Raw genomic sequence first — 16,364 nt, 5'->3', positions numbered from 1 at the left:
ATGGATGCCCAGGTCAGGAACGGCTACTCTAAATTGTTCTGTGACGGGTTACTTTCTAATGGTATATATCAAAAAACTGCGGCGTACTTCGCAACGTTGTTCGACCGAGGTGCATATTTCCTGTGGCGATTTTAAGTAGGTTATATAAATCGAAATGTGTTTATGACGCTTGTAAATATTCTACGCCTGGCATTCTTTGTATTTCACAAGTGAGTATTTATGTGGGTGTTATCCATTTCTGGACGATATATTTGATGTGAAAATACCGGATGCAGGTGTAAAATATAAGAATAGTTTAATAAAATTGGCTATGATGAATGAAAAACGCTAGTCGTCAATATTGCAACCCATCATTCTTACTATTTGGTATTCTAAGTGTGTATTTCCTTGTGGCACTGATAGTTTACGTGCCTAACATGGGAGGGGATGGTCTCAGATTGCCGCATAATATAATTTGCTGGGCGGTGATGCTATTTATGATATTAATGTCAGGCTATTATGTTATACTGCGCGGAAAAATAAAACTGAATGAAGCTTTAACCTTCTTCATTGGCGGTGCTTGTTTAATGTCGCTTCCATTCTTATGGGGAAAGAAAGATGTAATGATATTTGCATTACCAAGATTTGCAGGTCTCTGGGGGGGGATCTTTTTCTATCTGGCGTTGCTGCAAATTCCAATGCGATTCTCGATGAAAACCCGATTGATTATTGTATTTGTGTTAAGTGCACTGATTCAGTCGTGCCTTGCTTTTTGGCAATTGCTCGTCACTTCACCAGATAACTTTATGGAGTTTTTACCCGGCACAAGGCCTTACGGGATCTTTCAACAAGTCAATGTGTTGGCGAGTTTTGTTGCTACGGGTTATGCATGTACCTTGTGGCTATTATTTAAGGCAAAAACAAAGCTGTCTTGTTTTTTACTTCTTTTCTCAACGGTTGTTTTCACGGTAACTTTAGAGATCTTGCAATCCAGGGCTGGGATGTATGGCATCGTTCTTTACTTAGCCTTGATTTTGCTAGCCCGCCATCGCCCAAAGATAAAAGGTGTCTTTATTGTCTACATTATGTTGGTGATATTGACATTATTAACCATCCATTGTTTAAAAAGCTTCGGCATCGCCGATCACTTTTTACGTTTTATTGGTTCGGTGGACAAAGAAGGTACGAACGCTGAACGGTGGAAAATAATTACTATAACCTTATCGATGATTCAGCAGCATCCTTTGAGTGGTTGGGGGTACGGAAGTTATGAGTATAATCTTTCGAGATTCGCGCTTCATCATTTTGATTATCTTTTCGGCAGGGTTGATAATGCCCACAATGAATTTTTATTTGAATGGGCAGAGGGTGGGGTTCTTGCTATTTCAGGAATGATTTTTATTGCTATTGGGTATTTCACTCTTTTGAGGAGGTACTCACCATCACGAATTGCTATGTGGGGGTTGGCCTCACCGATAACGTTTCATATGATGGTCGAGTATCCATTACTGCTTTCTACGCCGCACTGGATGCTGCTATTGCTGATTTGCCGTCTGGCGACATCAGAAAAATGTAAGATACGGAGAAATAATAGTAAGCGAGATGGGATGATAATGCTTTCAGTTGGAATTACAGGTGTCCTCTTTATGCTAACTGGGTTTCGTACGGGCATGGCGCTGACGGAATTTGAGCGTAACAAAATGCAGGATTTTACAGCAGCATCTAAAGTATTGAATCCATGGGCTCAATGGGAGCGCTGGCAATACGACTCGCATACATCTTTGCTGTTTAAATATTATCAGACCCATCAGCATGAGCTATTAATAAGTTACGAAGATTGGGGTAAAAATTATCTTATGCACAGAAATGATATAAGGGTGTTTAAAAATATAGTGCAGATAAATAGAAAGTATCCTCAACAAGCGACAACAATGTGGTTGCAGCAACAATGGTACGATTACTACCAGTTTGTCGAAAGTGCTCATAAAGTAAATTGAATCATGAAGGGCCATCCGGCCCTTCATCTTTTAGAAATTTTTTGGCAGTGGCTTTGCGATTTCGATAAGTTTACCGTTACTGGTCTTGATGTATCCACCCTCAGCCAGTTGAGAAATGATGTTATAAATCAAACTGCGGGACAAGTGCGTAGTCTCCTGAATATAAGCCACAATGCCGGTTCGACTTAAATCACTTACCTCTCGTTTTTTCATGTACTCAATAAGCTTAGCACGAATTATTGAGTAAGAAGTTTTACTGACCAAATGTTCGTCCCGGTAGATCATCATATGAACTGTAAAGGCGAGTACTTCTGCAACATCCTGCCAGAGTTGTTTCTCAGTGATAATCGATTTGGCATACTCACCTGGCAAGTATGAAACCCTGGAATTGCGCGATGCCCGAAAATAGTAACGACCAATTGGTTCAAATAAGTCCCCGAGCCCTGCAACAATGGGGCCTGATGTTACTGAAACTTTAAGATCATCATAAGCTCTGTGAATTGATATAGAACCATTGCTCACTAGCCAAAGTATGTTGGTAGATTTTTGCGACTTAACCTGGACCGATTGGATGTTGACTCATAAGGTGTTGAAAAGGGGAGCAATGCATCATGGATTTTTCGCAATGCCTCGCCTGGAAATGTGATCGCCTCTATCGCCATATAACTTTGCGGGGGGAGAAAATCAGGCGAAATCGCCTGTGATGCGCTCCCTTCTGTTGTGGTGCTTTTTGCATGTTCATTTATTGATTTTGGTTCTGTTGACATTGTGTCACCCTTCAGTATCGAAGCAGTACTAATGATAGCAGTGAGAATCAGTACTAATGATAGCAGCAAATGACCCAGACACTCATGAGAACTCAGAGGATAGGGGGTTTTCCGCATATGGTTCTTTTTTAGGGGGGATTATCGCTGAATATAAACGGACGTCAAGAATGATAGTTTAATCTTTAATTCTTAACATTATCACAACAATGATTCCAAAAGTGTACGATTTATTTTCTTTAGCCAGTTTACTATTTTTTATAAAATAATATTTGTAATGATGTTAGTGATTTGTGAAGCACGAAATGGCTCAACTTATTACTCATCATAGTAATAAAGTTTAAATTTAAAGAAAAGGATTTAATCAATGAACGCGAAAAATAAATTGCTGGTAATGGCACTTTCTTCCTTAATAACCGCAGGTGCTCATGCGGCAACCGATCAGGGACACGGTAAAATTACATTCCTTGGATCTGTTATTGATGCACCGTGCTCAATCGATGCAAAAAGCCTCGATCAGACAATTCAGTTGGGTGCAATTTCAAAAAACCAGCTCGCTGATGGTGGTAAATCTACGCCAGTAAGCTTTGATATTCAACTCCATGACTGTGATTCCGCAACGGCGAATAAAGCGTCCATTACTTTTAACGGCATAGCGGGTGCTAAGACTGATGGTCTGGATAGTGCCTTTGCTGTAACCGGTCAGGCAAGTGGCGTGGGCGTAGGTATTACCGATATGGGTGGCAAAGTGATTAAGCCGGGTACCAAGTCGTCTCTCTCAGCCATGAGTGATGGCGATAACGAACTGCAGTTTCTGGCTTATGTGCAGGGGTCAACTGCTTCAGGCGCAGTCATCCCGGGTAATTTTACCTCTATCGCTAACTTCATGATGACTTACGAGTAAGTAAAAATTGTCTACCCGAAAGGGTAGACATCTGTTCATGAAATTGTGAGGGCTTATGTTGACAGCTGTAGTGCTTCGCCAGTGCTTTGCTGTTGGTGTGTGTTTATTGTTTTCTTCCGTATGTCACGCTTCAGATCGCGGGCGCGTTAGCATGACAGGCAGCATTTATGAGAGCTCTTGCTCAATTGAGATGGCTTCAAAGAATCAGGTGATAGTGATGAAAACCGTTTCTGTAGGCCAATTAACGCAGAATGGTGAAGCCGGGAGCACATTGCTAAGAATTCATCTGGTGGGATGTTCTACTCAATTAGATGCTCGTCATTTTTACATAACATTTTACGGTTCCAAAGAGGATCATGAAACATTCCATGTACTGGGAAATACGCAGGGCGTAGGTATACGTATTACAGATGCGAATGGAGTACCTATAAAACCGGGTGAGCCATCTTATATTAATCAATCGATGGCTAAAATGAATACCCTGGACTACAACCTCACATTGACTGGTAATGGGGGAATACTACACCCTGGTTTCTATGCAGCTGTTGTGCGTATGAGGCTGGATTATTTTTGACTGATTAAAGGTGATGTTAGTGTATAAAATACAAATATCTCGTCGGTCAATTATTGCCAGTGTATTAATTGCAGTATTAACCAGATATGCATATGCTGAAGAAAAGATCATTCAGTTCAATACTGACGTTCTGGACGTGCAGGATCGTGGTCATATTGATTTAAGCCAGTTTTCACGGGCGGGTTACGTTATGCCCGGCACATACGCATTATCAATTCAAATTAATAAAAGCTCATTACCCGAACAACAAATCACGTTTATGGTGCCCGATAATGATAAAAATGGAAGTGAAGCGTGCCTGACTAATGACATTGTTACTCAGTTTGGGCTAACCACGGCAGCAAGTAAAAACTTATCCTGGTGGCATAACGGTGAATGTCTTGACCCGACTTCACTTCAGGGGATGGTTATGCGGACTGACATGTCCAGCAATACGCTTTTTATTAACCTTCCTCAGGCCTACCTGGATTACGTGGCTGAGAACTGGGACCCACCTTCACGCTGGGATGAAGGGGTCGCAGGAATTCTGTTTGACTATAATTTGAACGGTCAGGCTATACGTCAGCACGATAGTGGTATGACTGAAGAAAGTAAAACTCTCAGCGGTAATGGAACTACCGGGATCAACGTTGGCGCATGGCGTTTTCGCGCAGACTGGCAAGGTCAAATGGAAAAACGTTCAGGGAGCATGGCACGCAATACACAAAATTTTGATTGGAACCGCTATTACTTATACCGGGCAGTGCCCTCTATGCGGGCCAAAATGACATTAGGTGAAGATTACCTCACCTCGGATATGTTTGACAGCTTCCGCTTTACCGGCGTGAGCCTGGTGTCCAGTGACAATATGTTGCCGCCGAACCTGCGTGGCTACGCGCCGGAGGTCACGGGCCTGGCGAAAACAAACGCCAAAGTGACGATCAGCCAACAAGGGCGTGTGCTCAATGAAACAACGGTGGCAGCCGGTCCTTTTCGTATCCAGGATTTGAATAATGCGGTGTCTGGCACGCTTGACGTGAAAATTACTGAACAGGATGGCTCTGTACAGACCTATCAGATGAATACGTCGACCATTCCTTATCTGACTCGTCCAGGGCTGGTTCGATATAAATTAGCAGCAGGGAAACCTTCAGATTTTGATCATCACAGCGATGGCCCTGTCTTCGGTACAGGCGAATTCTCCTGGGGGGTGAACAACGGATGGTCACTGTATGGCGGCGCGCTGGTTGCCGGTGACTACAACGCAATGTCTATAGGGGTCGGGCGAGATTTATTGGTTCTCGGGGCAATATCTCTGGATGCAACTGAATCACGAGCTCGCCTGCCGCAGCAGGAGTCACGGCAGGGTGGTTCGTACAAATTAAGCTACTCAAAACGGTTTGACAGCACTGATAGCCAGGTGACTTTTGCCGGGTATCGCTTCTCTGAGCGTGGTTTTATGAGTATGACTGACTACCTGGATGCGCGTTACCACGATAACGACAACGGTGGCAGTGGCAAAGAAATGTATACGGTGACGTTTAACCAACAAATAAAGCCGTTGAACATGAGTATTTATTTAGACTACAGCCGTCAAACCTATTGGGATCGTCCTGCTAACACAACTTATAACGTGTCGCTTTCGCACTATTTTGATTTCAGAAGTTTTAAAAATCTTAGCCTGAGTATATCTGCGTTCCGCACTACAAATAACGAGACTGACGATCGTGGTGCCTACATGAGTTTATCCGTTCCCTGGGGAGAATCAGGTTATTTCAATTATGGCAATCAAATCAGCGAGGATGGAGCCAGTCATTCCATCTCATACAGCGATCGAATCAATAAGGATAACTCATACCAGATTAGCCTCAACTCCGATCAAAACGGCGTTATAGGGGGGAGCGGGTATCTTACGCATGATGGTGATAATACTGAAGTAACGGCCACCGCAACCCAGCAGGGTAATAAATACAGTTCGATGGGATTGTCAGTACGCGGTGGCATGACGGCAACAACGCAGGGTGCGGCGCTCCATCGTATGTCGGTGGCAGGTGGCACTCGCATGATGGTGGACACTGATGGTGTAAGTGGCGTACCCGTTAAAACAGGCGGAAACAATACTCATACTAATGTTTTTGGTAAAGCCGTGGTCGGAGATGTGAGTAGCTATTACCGAAACAGCATGAATATCGATATGGATGAACTGGGTGATGATGTGGACGCCAGTCGTTCAGTGGTGCAAGGCACCTTGACGGAAGGTGCGATCGGCTATCGTAAGTTCGGCATTCTTGCCGGTAAAAAAGCGATGGCGATATTGCGCCTGACGAAAAATAGCGTGCCGCCATTTGGCGCTACGGTGACTAACAAGGATAAGGAACAGACCGGGCTGGTCAGCGAAGACGGCTTCGTTTGGCTAACGGGAATTAAGCCTGGTGAGGTGATGAGTGTGAGTTGGGACGGTTCAGAAAAATGTCACATTAATCTCCCCGCAGTGTTGCCCCCTGACCTGGAGAGTCAGAAATTGCTGTTGCCATGCACCACGGTAGACAGCATCAATTAATTCCTATTTGTTTGAGAGAAAAGAGTCATGATTCGCAATACATTAATACGTAATCGTTGTTTGCTCGCATTGGCATTCACCACACTGGTCGCGCAACAGGCGAATGCTGCACTTGCGCTGGATCGTACCCGCGCGATCGTTAATGCTGGCGATAAATCGATGAGCCTGGTGGTGAATAATCAAAACCGCGAGCTGCCTTATCTGGCACAAGCGTGGGTGGAGGATGCTCAGGGTAACAAGATAAGCGATCCGCTGGTCGCCCTCCCGCCGGTACAGCGTATTGAACCTGGCAGCAAAAGCCAGATCAAAATTCAGATTACGCCTGCAATGAAGCTGTTAGCGCAGGATAAAGAAACGCTTTTCTTCTTTAACCTGCGTGAAATCCCGCCAAAGACGGACAAACCGAATACCTTGCAGATAGCGCTGCAAACCCGCATCAAGCTGTTCTATCGTCCGGCATCGCTGGTGGTGGAGCAGAACAGCAAACCATGGCAGGAGCAAATGACGCTGACGCGCCAGGGAGAAGGTTACACGGTGAATAATCCAACTCCTTATTACATCTCTGTTGTTGAAGTTGCTCCATCGCTGAAAGGTGAGCCGCTGAAAAGCGTGAAGCCGTTACTGGTCGCCCCAAAAAGTAGCGCCCGGTTAGAAGGTGATACTCACAATCTGGGAAACAACCCGGTTATTACCTATATCAATGATTTCGGGGGACGCCCGAAGCTGGTCTTCAGCTGCAGTGGTAGTAGTTGCAATCTTACATCTGCGCATGCGGGCTAAACAGATGAAAAAAGTATGCATGTTGCTATCTCTGCTGTCGGTCATTAGCTCCACAACGCTGGCTGATGAAAAGAGCGTGAGCGGCGATGTTCCTTTTATTGTTGTAGGAATGATGGTTGAAGGGGCATGCATACTTGAAATGCAATCAGCATCACAGGAAATTTCACTCAGTACTCTGTCTGCATCGCTGCTGAAAAAAATCGGTAATCGTGGCGCACCTGTACCTCTTGTCCTGCACCTCAAAAATTGCATAAGAATGCAGGGCTCAAGTACGGACAGACGCACCGGGAGTCGTTCGTGGGATGCCATCCAACCCATCGCCACCTTAACGTTTTTGGCTCCTGCTAATAGATATAGCCCGGAACTGGTGCAGGTAACTGGAGCACAAGGTATTGGTCTACGTATCACAGATGTCAGACAGAATGACATACGTTTAGGGGAACGCAGTAAGCCACAGTTTCTCACGCCTGGTAGTGACGAGCTCATTTTTTACATCGCACCTGAGAGAACACCTGAACAGTTGATTTTGGGCCCGTATAAGGCAGTGGTGAACTTTTCGCTGGAGTATGATTGATGACGCGACTTTTATGGCTGTTGGGTTTTATTTTTTTTATACCCTATGCTTGTGCAGGGAATAATAATGTAAAAATCAGTGGTGCTCTGGTTTCAGAGCCTTGCACGCTATCTGAAGAATCATCAGATATTCAACTTGATTTCGGTAACCTTGTAAGCACCTTCTTCTATCACAGCAACCGCACGCCGGGACAACCGTTCATTATTACGCTGGTTAACTGTGATACGACATTGGGCAGCAGTGCCACTATCACCTTTAAGGGGAGCGAGAGTCAGGCCTTGCCGGGTTTATTAACGCCTGATGCGGGTAATACGCAGGGTATCGCCATTGGTATCGAAACCAATAGTGCAGATCCACAACAGCTAGCGCTGAATAAGCCAAGTCCCGTATTCAGTTTGACGAACGGTAATAATATCATCGCTCTGAAGGGATATGTCCAGGCTGAGCCAGCCGCTATTGCCGCTCACAGCATTACGGCCGGGGCATTTACGGCTACAGCCACATTTGAGATTGCGTATCCATGAGGTTAATACGATGAAATTATGGTGCCCGATTATTATTGCTGCAGGGTTATTAGCGAGTGTGTTACACGTCAGTGCGGGTGAACCGGCCAAATTAAACCTCAATATTACTGGAACTGTAATAGCCAACGGTTCCTGTACCTTTAATAAAGGCAAAACCTTAACCGTGGATTTTGGTGATGTCAATTTTTCAACTGTTAACGGAACTTCCACACTTGACGGAACCTATCGGAAACCTTTGTCATCAACGATGACCTGTACGGGTGACAGCGCTGGTAAAACTCAGCTCACTTTTAAATCTTTAGCTGGGGGGACGATTGATTTCAAAGGACAGAAATTGTTACCCGTAAGCATAAATGCATCGAATCCTGGGAAGCAGTTGGGAATTAAATTACTGGTTAATGGTGTTGCGCAGGATGTTGATTCAGCATTTGCTGTCGATATGCTCGCTCAGCCAGGATTGCAGGTAGAACTTGTGCTGGTAGGTGATGGTACCGGTTTAATTAATGGGGCACCTATTAGCGCCAGCGCAACGCTGGTAATGGAGTTTATGTGATGCGTATAAAAACAATTTTTTTAACATGTTTTACGTTCTTACTTTGCGCGCAGACGAATACAGTTTTTGCTGCCCAGACGGGTGACACGATGTCAATAACGTTCACCGGTCGGCTAAATAATCATAAACCTTGTGTGGTAAATAATAACCAGGATATCAACGTCGCTTTCGGTAACGTAAATATCAACAAGGTTTCTACCGATCATATAACTCAGTCTATGGATTATAGCTTAGACTGTTCAGGGAGTCAGGCGGGTAATACAGTAGAGATGACTATTAAGGCAACACCTGTTACCGGTGACACAGCTGCAATTGCGTCCAATATACCGGGGTTATGGCTCAAGTTTATCAAAGATGGGCAACCGCAGGATTTGAATGAGGCGTTTACTGTTGCGGACTGGCAATCCCCGCCCACGCTTGAAATTGAACTGGAAAAAGATCCTGCGGTAGAATTAGAGGCTGCTGCCTTTTCAGCAACAGCGACATTAATGAGTGAGTATTTTTGAGATGTGCAATATCCGATTTGGTATTGATAAAATAAGTGTAATAGCAATATTTTTGCTAGGTTTTATATTTCTTCCTGTCTTGTGTCATGCTTCCTGGACAAATACCCCTGGGATGTATTCGCACATAGCGAAAAAACTGGTTTGTCCCGAAACACCTGATACGAATCTGAATCTGGATGAATCAGATTATATCATGCAGGGATGCGAATTTACAGTTGGGGATGGTAATACTGTTCCAAGCTCAGATAGGTATACAATCGTTCTTGCCGTTGTTGACTCTACCGGTGAATACAAACTAAATTTGATAAGTGCAAATAAGTATATTGATGCTGGCGTGGAATTGAATACTTTGAACCTGGACTGGACTGTTTTAAACCGATTAATGATCACATATCCTGCTAATCATATTTGCTATATGTTAAGTAATTATTACAGTGGCCTTAACTACACTTTCAACAATACTCCTCAAAGTTGCCCTGAAGGTTCTGGAGGATCAACGCCGTTACCTCCACCATTCCATTGTGCATTTGGCGATGGAAGCACGCTGAATATTTCATTAGGCAATGTGGACAGAGCTGAAATCGGAACGGTTCCCGGTACGCTGTCCGGGACTGAGAAAAATATCAGCATTACCTGTACGGGCGATGGCTCGGCGACCTACACAATTGGTTTTGAATACACGCCCATAAATATCGCGGGGACGGAAATGATTTCCTCAACGACAAATGGACTCGCGGTAGCTATATCGTTGAATGGTAAGCTTGTCAACCCAGCCGATACGTATAGCCGAACCTATAGTACGGGGACTCAGACAGAGAAATTAACATTCGAACCTATCCGTGACCCTTCGGTGAAAATCGGTGATATCCAAACGGGGGCCTTTTCGGCGAATGCAGTTATGATATTAACTGTTCAATAGCGCAAAGTTAAGACAGAAGGTGCATATTATTGCTTCAGGAAACGGTGCCAAAGTGATGTAATTATAATTTATCCAGAGGCTGGTGAGTGGCAGAAAATATGCATGAGTCGAACAATTAGTACGCGACATGGTGCAAAGTGAAGTCATGAATTTAAACCTTGCACTATTTTCAGGAACAGCACATTAATGTGAGCGGCTTTTGAAATGCACAATATTAAATCTATTATTGAAATGCTGGTTTTTATTTTTTTTTACGATGCTACCTTTTCTGCCTGCCTCATGTTTTGCAACATGGACAAACACTCCGGGAATACATGAGAATAGTACGGGGAAGCTCGTTTGCCCTATTACACCTGATACAATCATGTCAAACTTGACAGCTGATGATTATAGCCAGGCGGGATGTACGTTAGACGTTGGAGAGGGAAATGAAGTTCCATACTCTGGTAATTATCATCTTATCCTTGTCCACATTACCTCTGATGGGATCTCTTCTTTCGGGCAAGATAGTGCAGCTGTGTATATTAAGGCTGGAGTGGAATTAAATACACTGAATCTTGTGTGGGCAACGACCTCAATATCACAGCTAGGGAGGTCTCCTAATCGTATTTGCTATGTGCTTAAAAGTTCACGAAGCCAGTACTTTACTTTCAATAATACCGAAAAAGGTTGTAAATCTGGCACTGGAGGAACAACTCCCTTACCTTCACCATTCCATTGTACATTTGGCGATGGCAGCACGCTGAATATTTCGTTAGGCGATGTGGACAGAGCTAAAATCGGAGCGGTTCCCGGTACGCTGCCCGGGACGGAGAAAAATATCAGCATCACCTGCACGGGCGATGGCAAGGCGACCCACACAATTAGCTTTAAATACACAGCCGTAAATATAGCAGGGACGGAAATGATTTCCTCAACGGCAAACGGACTCGCGGTGGCTATGTCGTTGAATGATGAGCTGGTCAGCCCAACGGATACCTATAGCCGAACCTATAGTACGGGGACTCAGACAGAAAAATTAACATTCGAACCTGTACGGAATCCTTCGGTGAAAATCGGTGATATCCCAACGGGTCCCTTCTCGGCGAGTGCAGTCATGATATTAACTGTTCAATAGTTTGCAGAGAAGAAGCGCGATCCCTCAAAGGTATTCACGTTTTCCTTATGTTGTCGACAAAACGCGCGATGACTATAAAGAATACCGGCACGAAGAAGATCGCGAGAAGCGTACCGCTAATCATGCCACCAAAGACTCCGGTACCGATGGCATGCTGCGTACTGTCGCTCGCACCACTGGCCAGCATCAACGGAACAACCCCTAATGTGAAGGCTAACGATGTCATCACAATGGGGCGCAGGCGCTGGCTAGCGGCATGAACGGTAGCCGCCAGCAGGGGTTGCCCCTGACGGTGGAGCTGCCTGGCAAATTCAACAATCAGAATGGCGTTCTTGGCCGACAGGCCGATGAGCGTAATCAGGCCCACCTTGAAGAAAACGTCATTCGTCAAGCCGGCAACTGATACAGCTATCACCGCGCCGATAAGTCCCAGTGGAACGACCAGCATGACCGCGAAAGGAATAGACCAGCTCTCATACAGCGCGGCGAGCACCATAAAGACGACCAGTATCGACAGGGCGATAAGGCCCGGAAGCTGAGATTCCGATTTTCTTTCCTGCAACGAACTCCCGGCCCACTCGCCAGCCATACCCTGAGGCAGGCTCCTGGATAAACCCTCCATGACCTTCATTGCGGTGCCGCTGGACTCTCCCGACGCCGCATTTCCGGTAATGCGAATAGCAGAATAACCCTGGTAACGCGTCAACTGCTGCGGCGCAACGTTCCAGGAAAGCGAGGCAAATGTAGATACCGGCACCATCTGACCCATCCGGTTTTTCACTGATAATTTGAGTATCTGCTCAGGCTTCATTCGGTAGGGCGCGTCGGCCTGAATAATCACCTGTTGAACGCGGCCGTTGTTCGTATAGTCATTGACGTAATTTGAGCCCAGGGTGACGGAGAGCGTCTGGTTGATTTCATCAAATGAAACGCCCATCGCTTCTGCTTTTTCTCTGTCCACCTGTAGCGCAAGGCTTGTTCCTTCCGCAAGACCGTCTATATACACGTCACTCAGTTCAGGACGCTGATTGGCCTGCAGGACCAGCGCATCGGCAGCTCGCTTTAAAGCCTCGTAGCCGAGTCCCGCTCTGTCCTGCACGTACCAGGTAAAGCCCGACGAGGTGCCCATATCCGAAATTGCCGGCGGAAGCAGGCTCATCGTGACGGCATCAGAGACGTTCGCCATGCTGGCCTGTATATGGTCGGCTTCACCCTGGGCCGTCGAACCCTGCCGATATTTCCAGTCCTTCAGCGTGGTGAAGGCCATAGCCGAATTCGACCCTGAACCTGAAAATCCAAACCCCAGGATCATAATGTTGCTTTCAATATCCGGCCGGGCCGCAATTTCCTCTTCAAATTTTTTAACCACGTTCAGGGTTCGCTGCATGGTTGCATCAGAAGGCAGCTGGATTGAAGACATAAAGTAGCCCTGATCTTCGTCAGGCAGAAAGGACGACGGTAAGGAAGACATCCCCAAAAACAGCGCAGCACATAGCGCAACGTACAGGAGCAGCATACGCCTGGTTCGCTTCAGAACGGCACCCAGCCCGGCTTCGTAACAGGCGGTAAGCGAGCGGAAGCGCGCGTTAAACCTGACCGCGAACCATCCGCCTTCGCTCTTTCCTGCCTTATGCGGCTTGAGTAACGTTGCGCACAGGGCAGGCGTCAGCGTCAGGGCAAGAAACGCGGACAGCAGTATAGAGACAGCCATGGAAATACAAAATTGTCGGTAGATAATCCCGACGGATCCTTCAGCAAACCCCATGGGGATAAACACGGCAGTGAGCACCAGCGTGATCCCGATAATCGCCGGTGTGATTTCCTGCATGGCTTGCCGCGTAGCGTCACGCGGGGAAAGGCTTTTTTCCTCCATCAGTCGTTCAACGTTTTCTACAACCACAATGGCATCATCGACAATAATCCCTATCGCCAGCACCATGCCGAACATCGTCAGAATATTGATGGAGTACCCGCTCAATAGCATTACCGTGAAGGTGCCAAGAAGTGCAACGGGGGCAACAATCGCCGGGATAAGCGTGCAGCGTATCTTGTGCAGAAACAGCAGCATAACCAGGAAGACGAGAACCATCGCTTCCACAAATGTCTGAACAACCTTCATGATAGAAAGTTTCACAAACGGGGCGGTATCGAAGGGAACCGTAAATGCCATTCCTTCGGGTAACACCTGGGAAAGTTCGTCGATGCGCGCGCGTACGCCTGAAGCCGTGCTCATTGCGTTGGCGCCAGGCGAGAGCTGGATAGCCGCTGCCGTTGCAGGAACCCCATTTTCGCGGATACCGAAAGCGTAGCTTTGCAGGCCAGATTCAATGCGTGCAATGTCGGACAATTTCAGACGGGCGCCGGATGCGTCAGACTTCAGAGTAATATTCCTGAACGCCTCTACCGAGGAGAGTTGTCCCTTCACCGTGATGGGATACGTTACCCCTTGTCCTTCAGATGCTGGCTCATCTCCCGTTTTACCGGGCGAAACGAGGGCATTCTGCTGGCCAACAGCGGTAAGCACATCGCTCACCGAAAGGCCGTAGGTGTGGAGCTTCATCGGATCCAACCAGATTCGTAGCGCTTTTTCGCCGCCAAACAGCTGAACTTTTCCTACGCCGGGCACGCGACGAAGCTCGTCACTGACGTTTCGGGCAAAATAGTCGCTTAAGTCGGCTTCCTCAAATTGACCTGTCGTGGACTTAAGCCCCACCATCATCAGAAACCCGGAATTAGCGGCCTCGACGTTAATACCGTTTTGTCTTACCGCCTGAGGGAGACGAGGCTCGACAATCTTAATCTGATTCTGCAGGTCCATCTGCGCCAGCTTGATGTCCGTACCCGGTTTAAACGTGACGGTAATTGATGCCGAACCGGTTGTGTCGCTGGATGATTCGAAATAGAGCAAATTATCGACCCCAGAGATTTCGCGCTCGATTAACGATACCACCGACGTATTCATGATATCGGGGCTCGCCCCCGGGTAACTGACGGAAATAATGATCCCCGGCGGTGCCACCGCCGGATACTGCGCAACCGGCAAACGGGGAATAGACAGGAGTCCTGCCAGCACGATAAAAAGCGCCACTACCCAGGCGAAAACGGGGCGTTCAATAAAAAAATGAGGCATTAAATTAACGTCCAGTTACGTGAATTTCTTCATCAGTGGATACGCGTTTACCGATATCCCTGAGCTGCGAAAACTTCTCAAGAAGCTGCGGTGCGTCATCAAGGCTCGTCGCGAACATCCACATGTAGGTCATCACGGAATAAATATGTCCGGCGGTGATGCCGGTTGAGCGCGTCATCCAGATGATGGTCAGCGTAAAAAGCGCGGCAACAAGTACGCCAACCCACAAATAGCCCCACGCCTCGCGGTCAGATAATGCGATACGTAAACGGGCAAGCGTGGAGTAATGTCGGTGAAGAGTGGCCGTTCCCGCCTTATGAACATAATCCACTTCTTTTTCCAGACGATTATTCAGGCGCATGAATAGCCATTCATTTTTACGGGCATATCCGGAGACAAATCCGAGCAGGACAAATACAATCGCAAAGCACATGACCCCGGCCCAAAATTCAATAAACAGCAACATGATTGCGGCGCCAAACAGTGAACTCAGCGATGTAATCAGCAGGGGAAGGTGCATTTCAAAGAAATCCACATACTCACGCGAGAGCGTTACCCTGGCGGCGATTGCCGAATGGTTTAGCTGATACTTGCGCTGTGCCAGAACGACGGATACCGCGAGTCCGGCGTAAATGCGTGCAAAAGTGCGGGTATCGACGCTTCGTCTGGCCGCGCCGATGAACCACATACAAAGCACCATCAGGCCATATAGCGCGGCGTTAAGCGTCTTCCCTGCGAGGATGGCATTTATCGCGATGCCTGCCAGAACGGGGTAAAGTAGAAACGTTACGTTTTCAGCCACCACCAGGAAGAAAGTGACAACCAGTTTTTTCCGGTGCCGGATCGCAAGTTTTTTAAGCGAGTGCATCACTCCGGCAGGTTTAGAAGGACTAAGATTATTATTACGGTTCATCATTATGGGCAAATCGCGTCAGACTTTTTTTAGTGAATTATTTTTGTGCAAAATAGTGTGATGGAGAGCCTACCGAACGCCTGTTTAGCGGAAATGGGCGGTTTGTGGAGGATGTGTGGAGCGGTGGCTCAAATCATTCTCATAAGGAGGTACAGCGGGGCTCCACCAAAAAAAATGATCAAATAACACTCGTAGTAAAAGACCAGATCCTCAATGTCGGGCAATGTGTTTAACAACACGGTGAACGTAATAATGAGATAAACAAAAATCACTATTAGCCAGAAGGAGATGACAAGCAGCTCAGTCAACGCACCGGCTTTATTTTGGATTATCAGAGAGACAACCGACAATGCGATGCAGCCATAGATGATGGGTGACGAGGGTAGCGTCGAGGCGACTTTCTCATCCATTCTGTGTACCAGCACCAGCCAGGTATAAAGTAATCCCCACGACAGCAGCATAAACAGGGAATATATGCCCAGTTTTTTAGGGGAGAAATATTTTGAAAGTTCCATGTTCATTATTTCAGCCAACTTCATAAAGTCTTTAAGAAACAGTGGTAATTTGCAACGCTCAAAGCACAAAGGCTTA

Annotated in this window: 15 protein-coding genes; 11 read left to right on the top strand and 4 right to left on the bottom strand. The window is 46.5% G+C overall.

Features of this window, described 5'->3' with window-relative positions; genetic code table 11:
- Positions 1 to 317: 317 nt before the first annotated feature.
- Complete coding sequence (locus F0319_RS12050) at positions 318 to 1,976, top strand: PglL family O-oligosaccharyltransferase (protein WP_149367038.1); 1,659 nt, start codon at positions 318 to 320, stop codon at positions 1,974 to 1,976.
- A gap of 30 nt (positions 1,977 to 2,006) precedes the next feature.
- Here the strand turns inward: F0319_RS12050 and F0319_RS12045 are convergent, their stop codons facing one another.
- Complete coding sequence (locus F0319_RS12045; protein ID WP_149367037.1) at positions 2,007 to 2,498, bottom strand: helix-turn-helix domain-containing protein; 492 nt, start codon at positions 2,496 to 2,498, stop codon at positions 2,007 to 2,009.
- 609 nt (positions 2,499 to 3,107) lie between these two features.
- Here F0319_RS12045 and F0319_RS12040 point away from each other — a divergent pair.
- The 10 genes from F0319_RS12040 to F0319_RS11995 all read left to right on the top strand — a co-directional run bounded on the left by F0319_RS12040 (position 3,108) and on the right by F0319_RS11995 (position 11,730).
- Positions 3,108 to 3,644: a fimbrial protein gene (locus F0319_RS12040; protein WP_111965113.1), complete on the top strand. Its 537-nt coding sequence runs from the start codon at positions 3,108 to 3,110 to the stop codon at positions 3,642 to 3,644.
- 55 nt (positions 3,645 to 3,699) lie between these two features.
- The gene (locus F0319_RS12035) at positions 3,700 to 4,218 is read left to right on the top strand and encodes a fimbrial protein (RefSeq protein ID WP_149367036.1); all 519 of its coding nucleotides are present in this window, start codon (positions 3,700 to 3,702) and stop codon (positions 4,216 to 4,218) included.
- Between the two features lie 19 nt (positions 4,219 to 4,237).
- Entirely contained in the window at positions 4,238 to 6,757 is a 2,520-nt protein-coding gene (locus F0319_RS12030) for an outer membrane usher protein (protein ID WP_338070373.1), read from the top strand.
- Between the two features lie 27 nt (positions 6,758 to 6,784).
- Positions 6,785 to 7,537 (top strand): fimbria/pilus periplasmic chaperone, encoded by a 753-nt coding sequence (locus tag F0319_RS12025; RefSeq protein ID WP_149367034.1) that lies wholly within the window; start codon positions 6,785 to 6,787, stop codon positions 7,535 to 7,537.
- Between the two features lie 4 nt (positions 7,538 to 7,541).
- Positions 7,542 to 8,111 (top strand): fimbrial protein, encoded by a 570-nt coding sequence (locus tag F0319_RS12020; protein ID WP_149367033.1) that lies wholly within the window; start codon positions 7,542 to 7,544, stop codon positions 8,109 to 8,111.
- The gene (locus tag F0319_RS12015) at positions 8,111 to 8,635 is read left to right on the top strand and encodes a fimbrial protein (RefSeq protein ID WP_149367032.1); all 525 of its coding nucleotides are present in this window, start codon (positions 8,111 to 8,113) and stop codon (positions 8,633 to 8,635) included. The genes F0319_RS12020 and F0319_RS12015 overlap by 1 nt, the downstream gene beginning before the upstream one ends.
- A gap of 10 nt (positions 8,636 to 8,645) precedes the next feature.
- Complete coding sequence (locus F0319_RS12010) at positions 8,646 to 9,188, top strand: fimbrial protein (RefSeq protein WP_188035097.1); 543 nt, start codon at positions 8,646 to 8,648, stop codon at positions 9,186 to 9,188.
- Entirely contained in the window at positions 9,188 to 9,694 is a 507-nt protein-coding gene (locus F0319_RS12005) for a fimbrial protein (protein WP_338070381.1), read from the top strand. The genes F0319_RS12010 and F0319_RS12005 overlap by 1 nt, the downstream gene beginning before the upstream one ends.
- Positions 9,681 to 10,613, top strand: coding sequence for a fimbrial protein (locus F0319_RS12000; protein WP_149367029.1), 933 nt, complete (start codon positions 9,681 to 9,683; stop codon positions 10,611 to 10,613). The genes F0319_RS12005 and F0319_RS12000 overlap by 14 nt, the downstream gene beginning before the upstream one ends.
- 364 nt (positions 10,614 to 10,977) lie before the next feature.
- Positions 10,978 to 11,730: a fimbrial protein gene (locus tag F0319_RS11995; protein WP_149367028.1), complete on the top strand. Its 753-nt coding sequence runs from the start codon at positions 10,978 to 10,980 to the stop codon at positions 11,728 to 11,730.
- Positions 11,731 to 11,764: 34 nt separating this feature from the next.
- Here the strand turns inward: F0319_RS11995 and F0319_RS11990 are convergent, their stop codons facing one another.
- The 3 genes from F0319_RS11990 to crrC form a co-directional block, all read right to left on the bottom strand.
- Complete coding sequence (locus tag F0319_RS11990; RefSeq protein WP_149367027.1) at positions 11,765 to 14,860, bottom strand: multidrug efflux RND transporter permease subunit; 3,096 nt, start codon at positions 14,858 to 14,860, stop codon at positions 11,765 to 11,767.
- Positions 14,861 to 14,864: 4 nt separating this feature from the next.
- Positions 14,865 to 15,776 carry an ABC transporter six-transmembrane domain-containing protein gene (locus F0319_RS11985; protein ID WP_188035096.1) on the bottom strand — a complete coding sequence of 304 codons (912 nt, stop codon included), beginning with the start codon at positions 15,774 to 15,776 and terminating at the stop codon, positions 14,865 to 14,867.
- Between the two features lie 125 nt (positions 15,777 to 15,901).
- Positions 15,902 to 16,288, bottom strand: coding sequence for a colistin resistant protein CrrC (gene crrC, locus F0319_RS11980; protein ID WP_188035095.1), 387 nt, complete (start codon positions 16,286 to 16,288; stop codon positions 15,902 to 15,904).
- Between the last annotated feature and the right edge of the window lie 76 nt (positions 16,289 to 16,364).

The organism is Enterobacter vonholyi (assembly GCF_008364555.1).
GTDB classification, from domain to species: Bacteria; Pseudomonadota; Gammaproteobacteria; order Enterobacterales; family Enterobacteriaceae; genus Enterobacter; species Enterobacter vonholyi.
The sequence above is the reverse complement of the archived record's forward strand: the minus strand, read 5'-3'. Positions and strand labels throughout refer to the sequence as shown.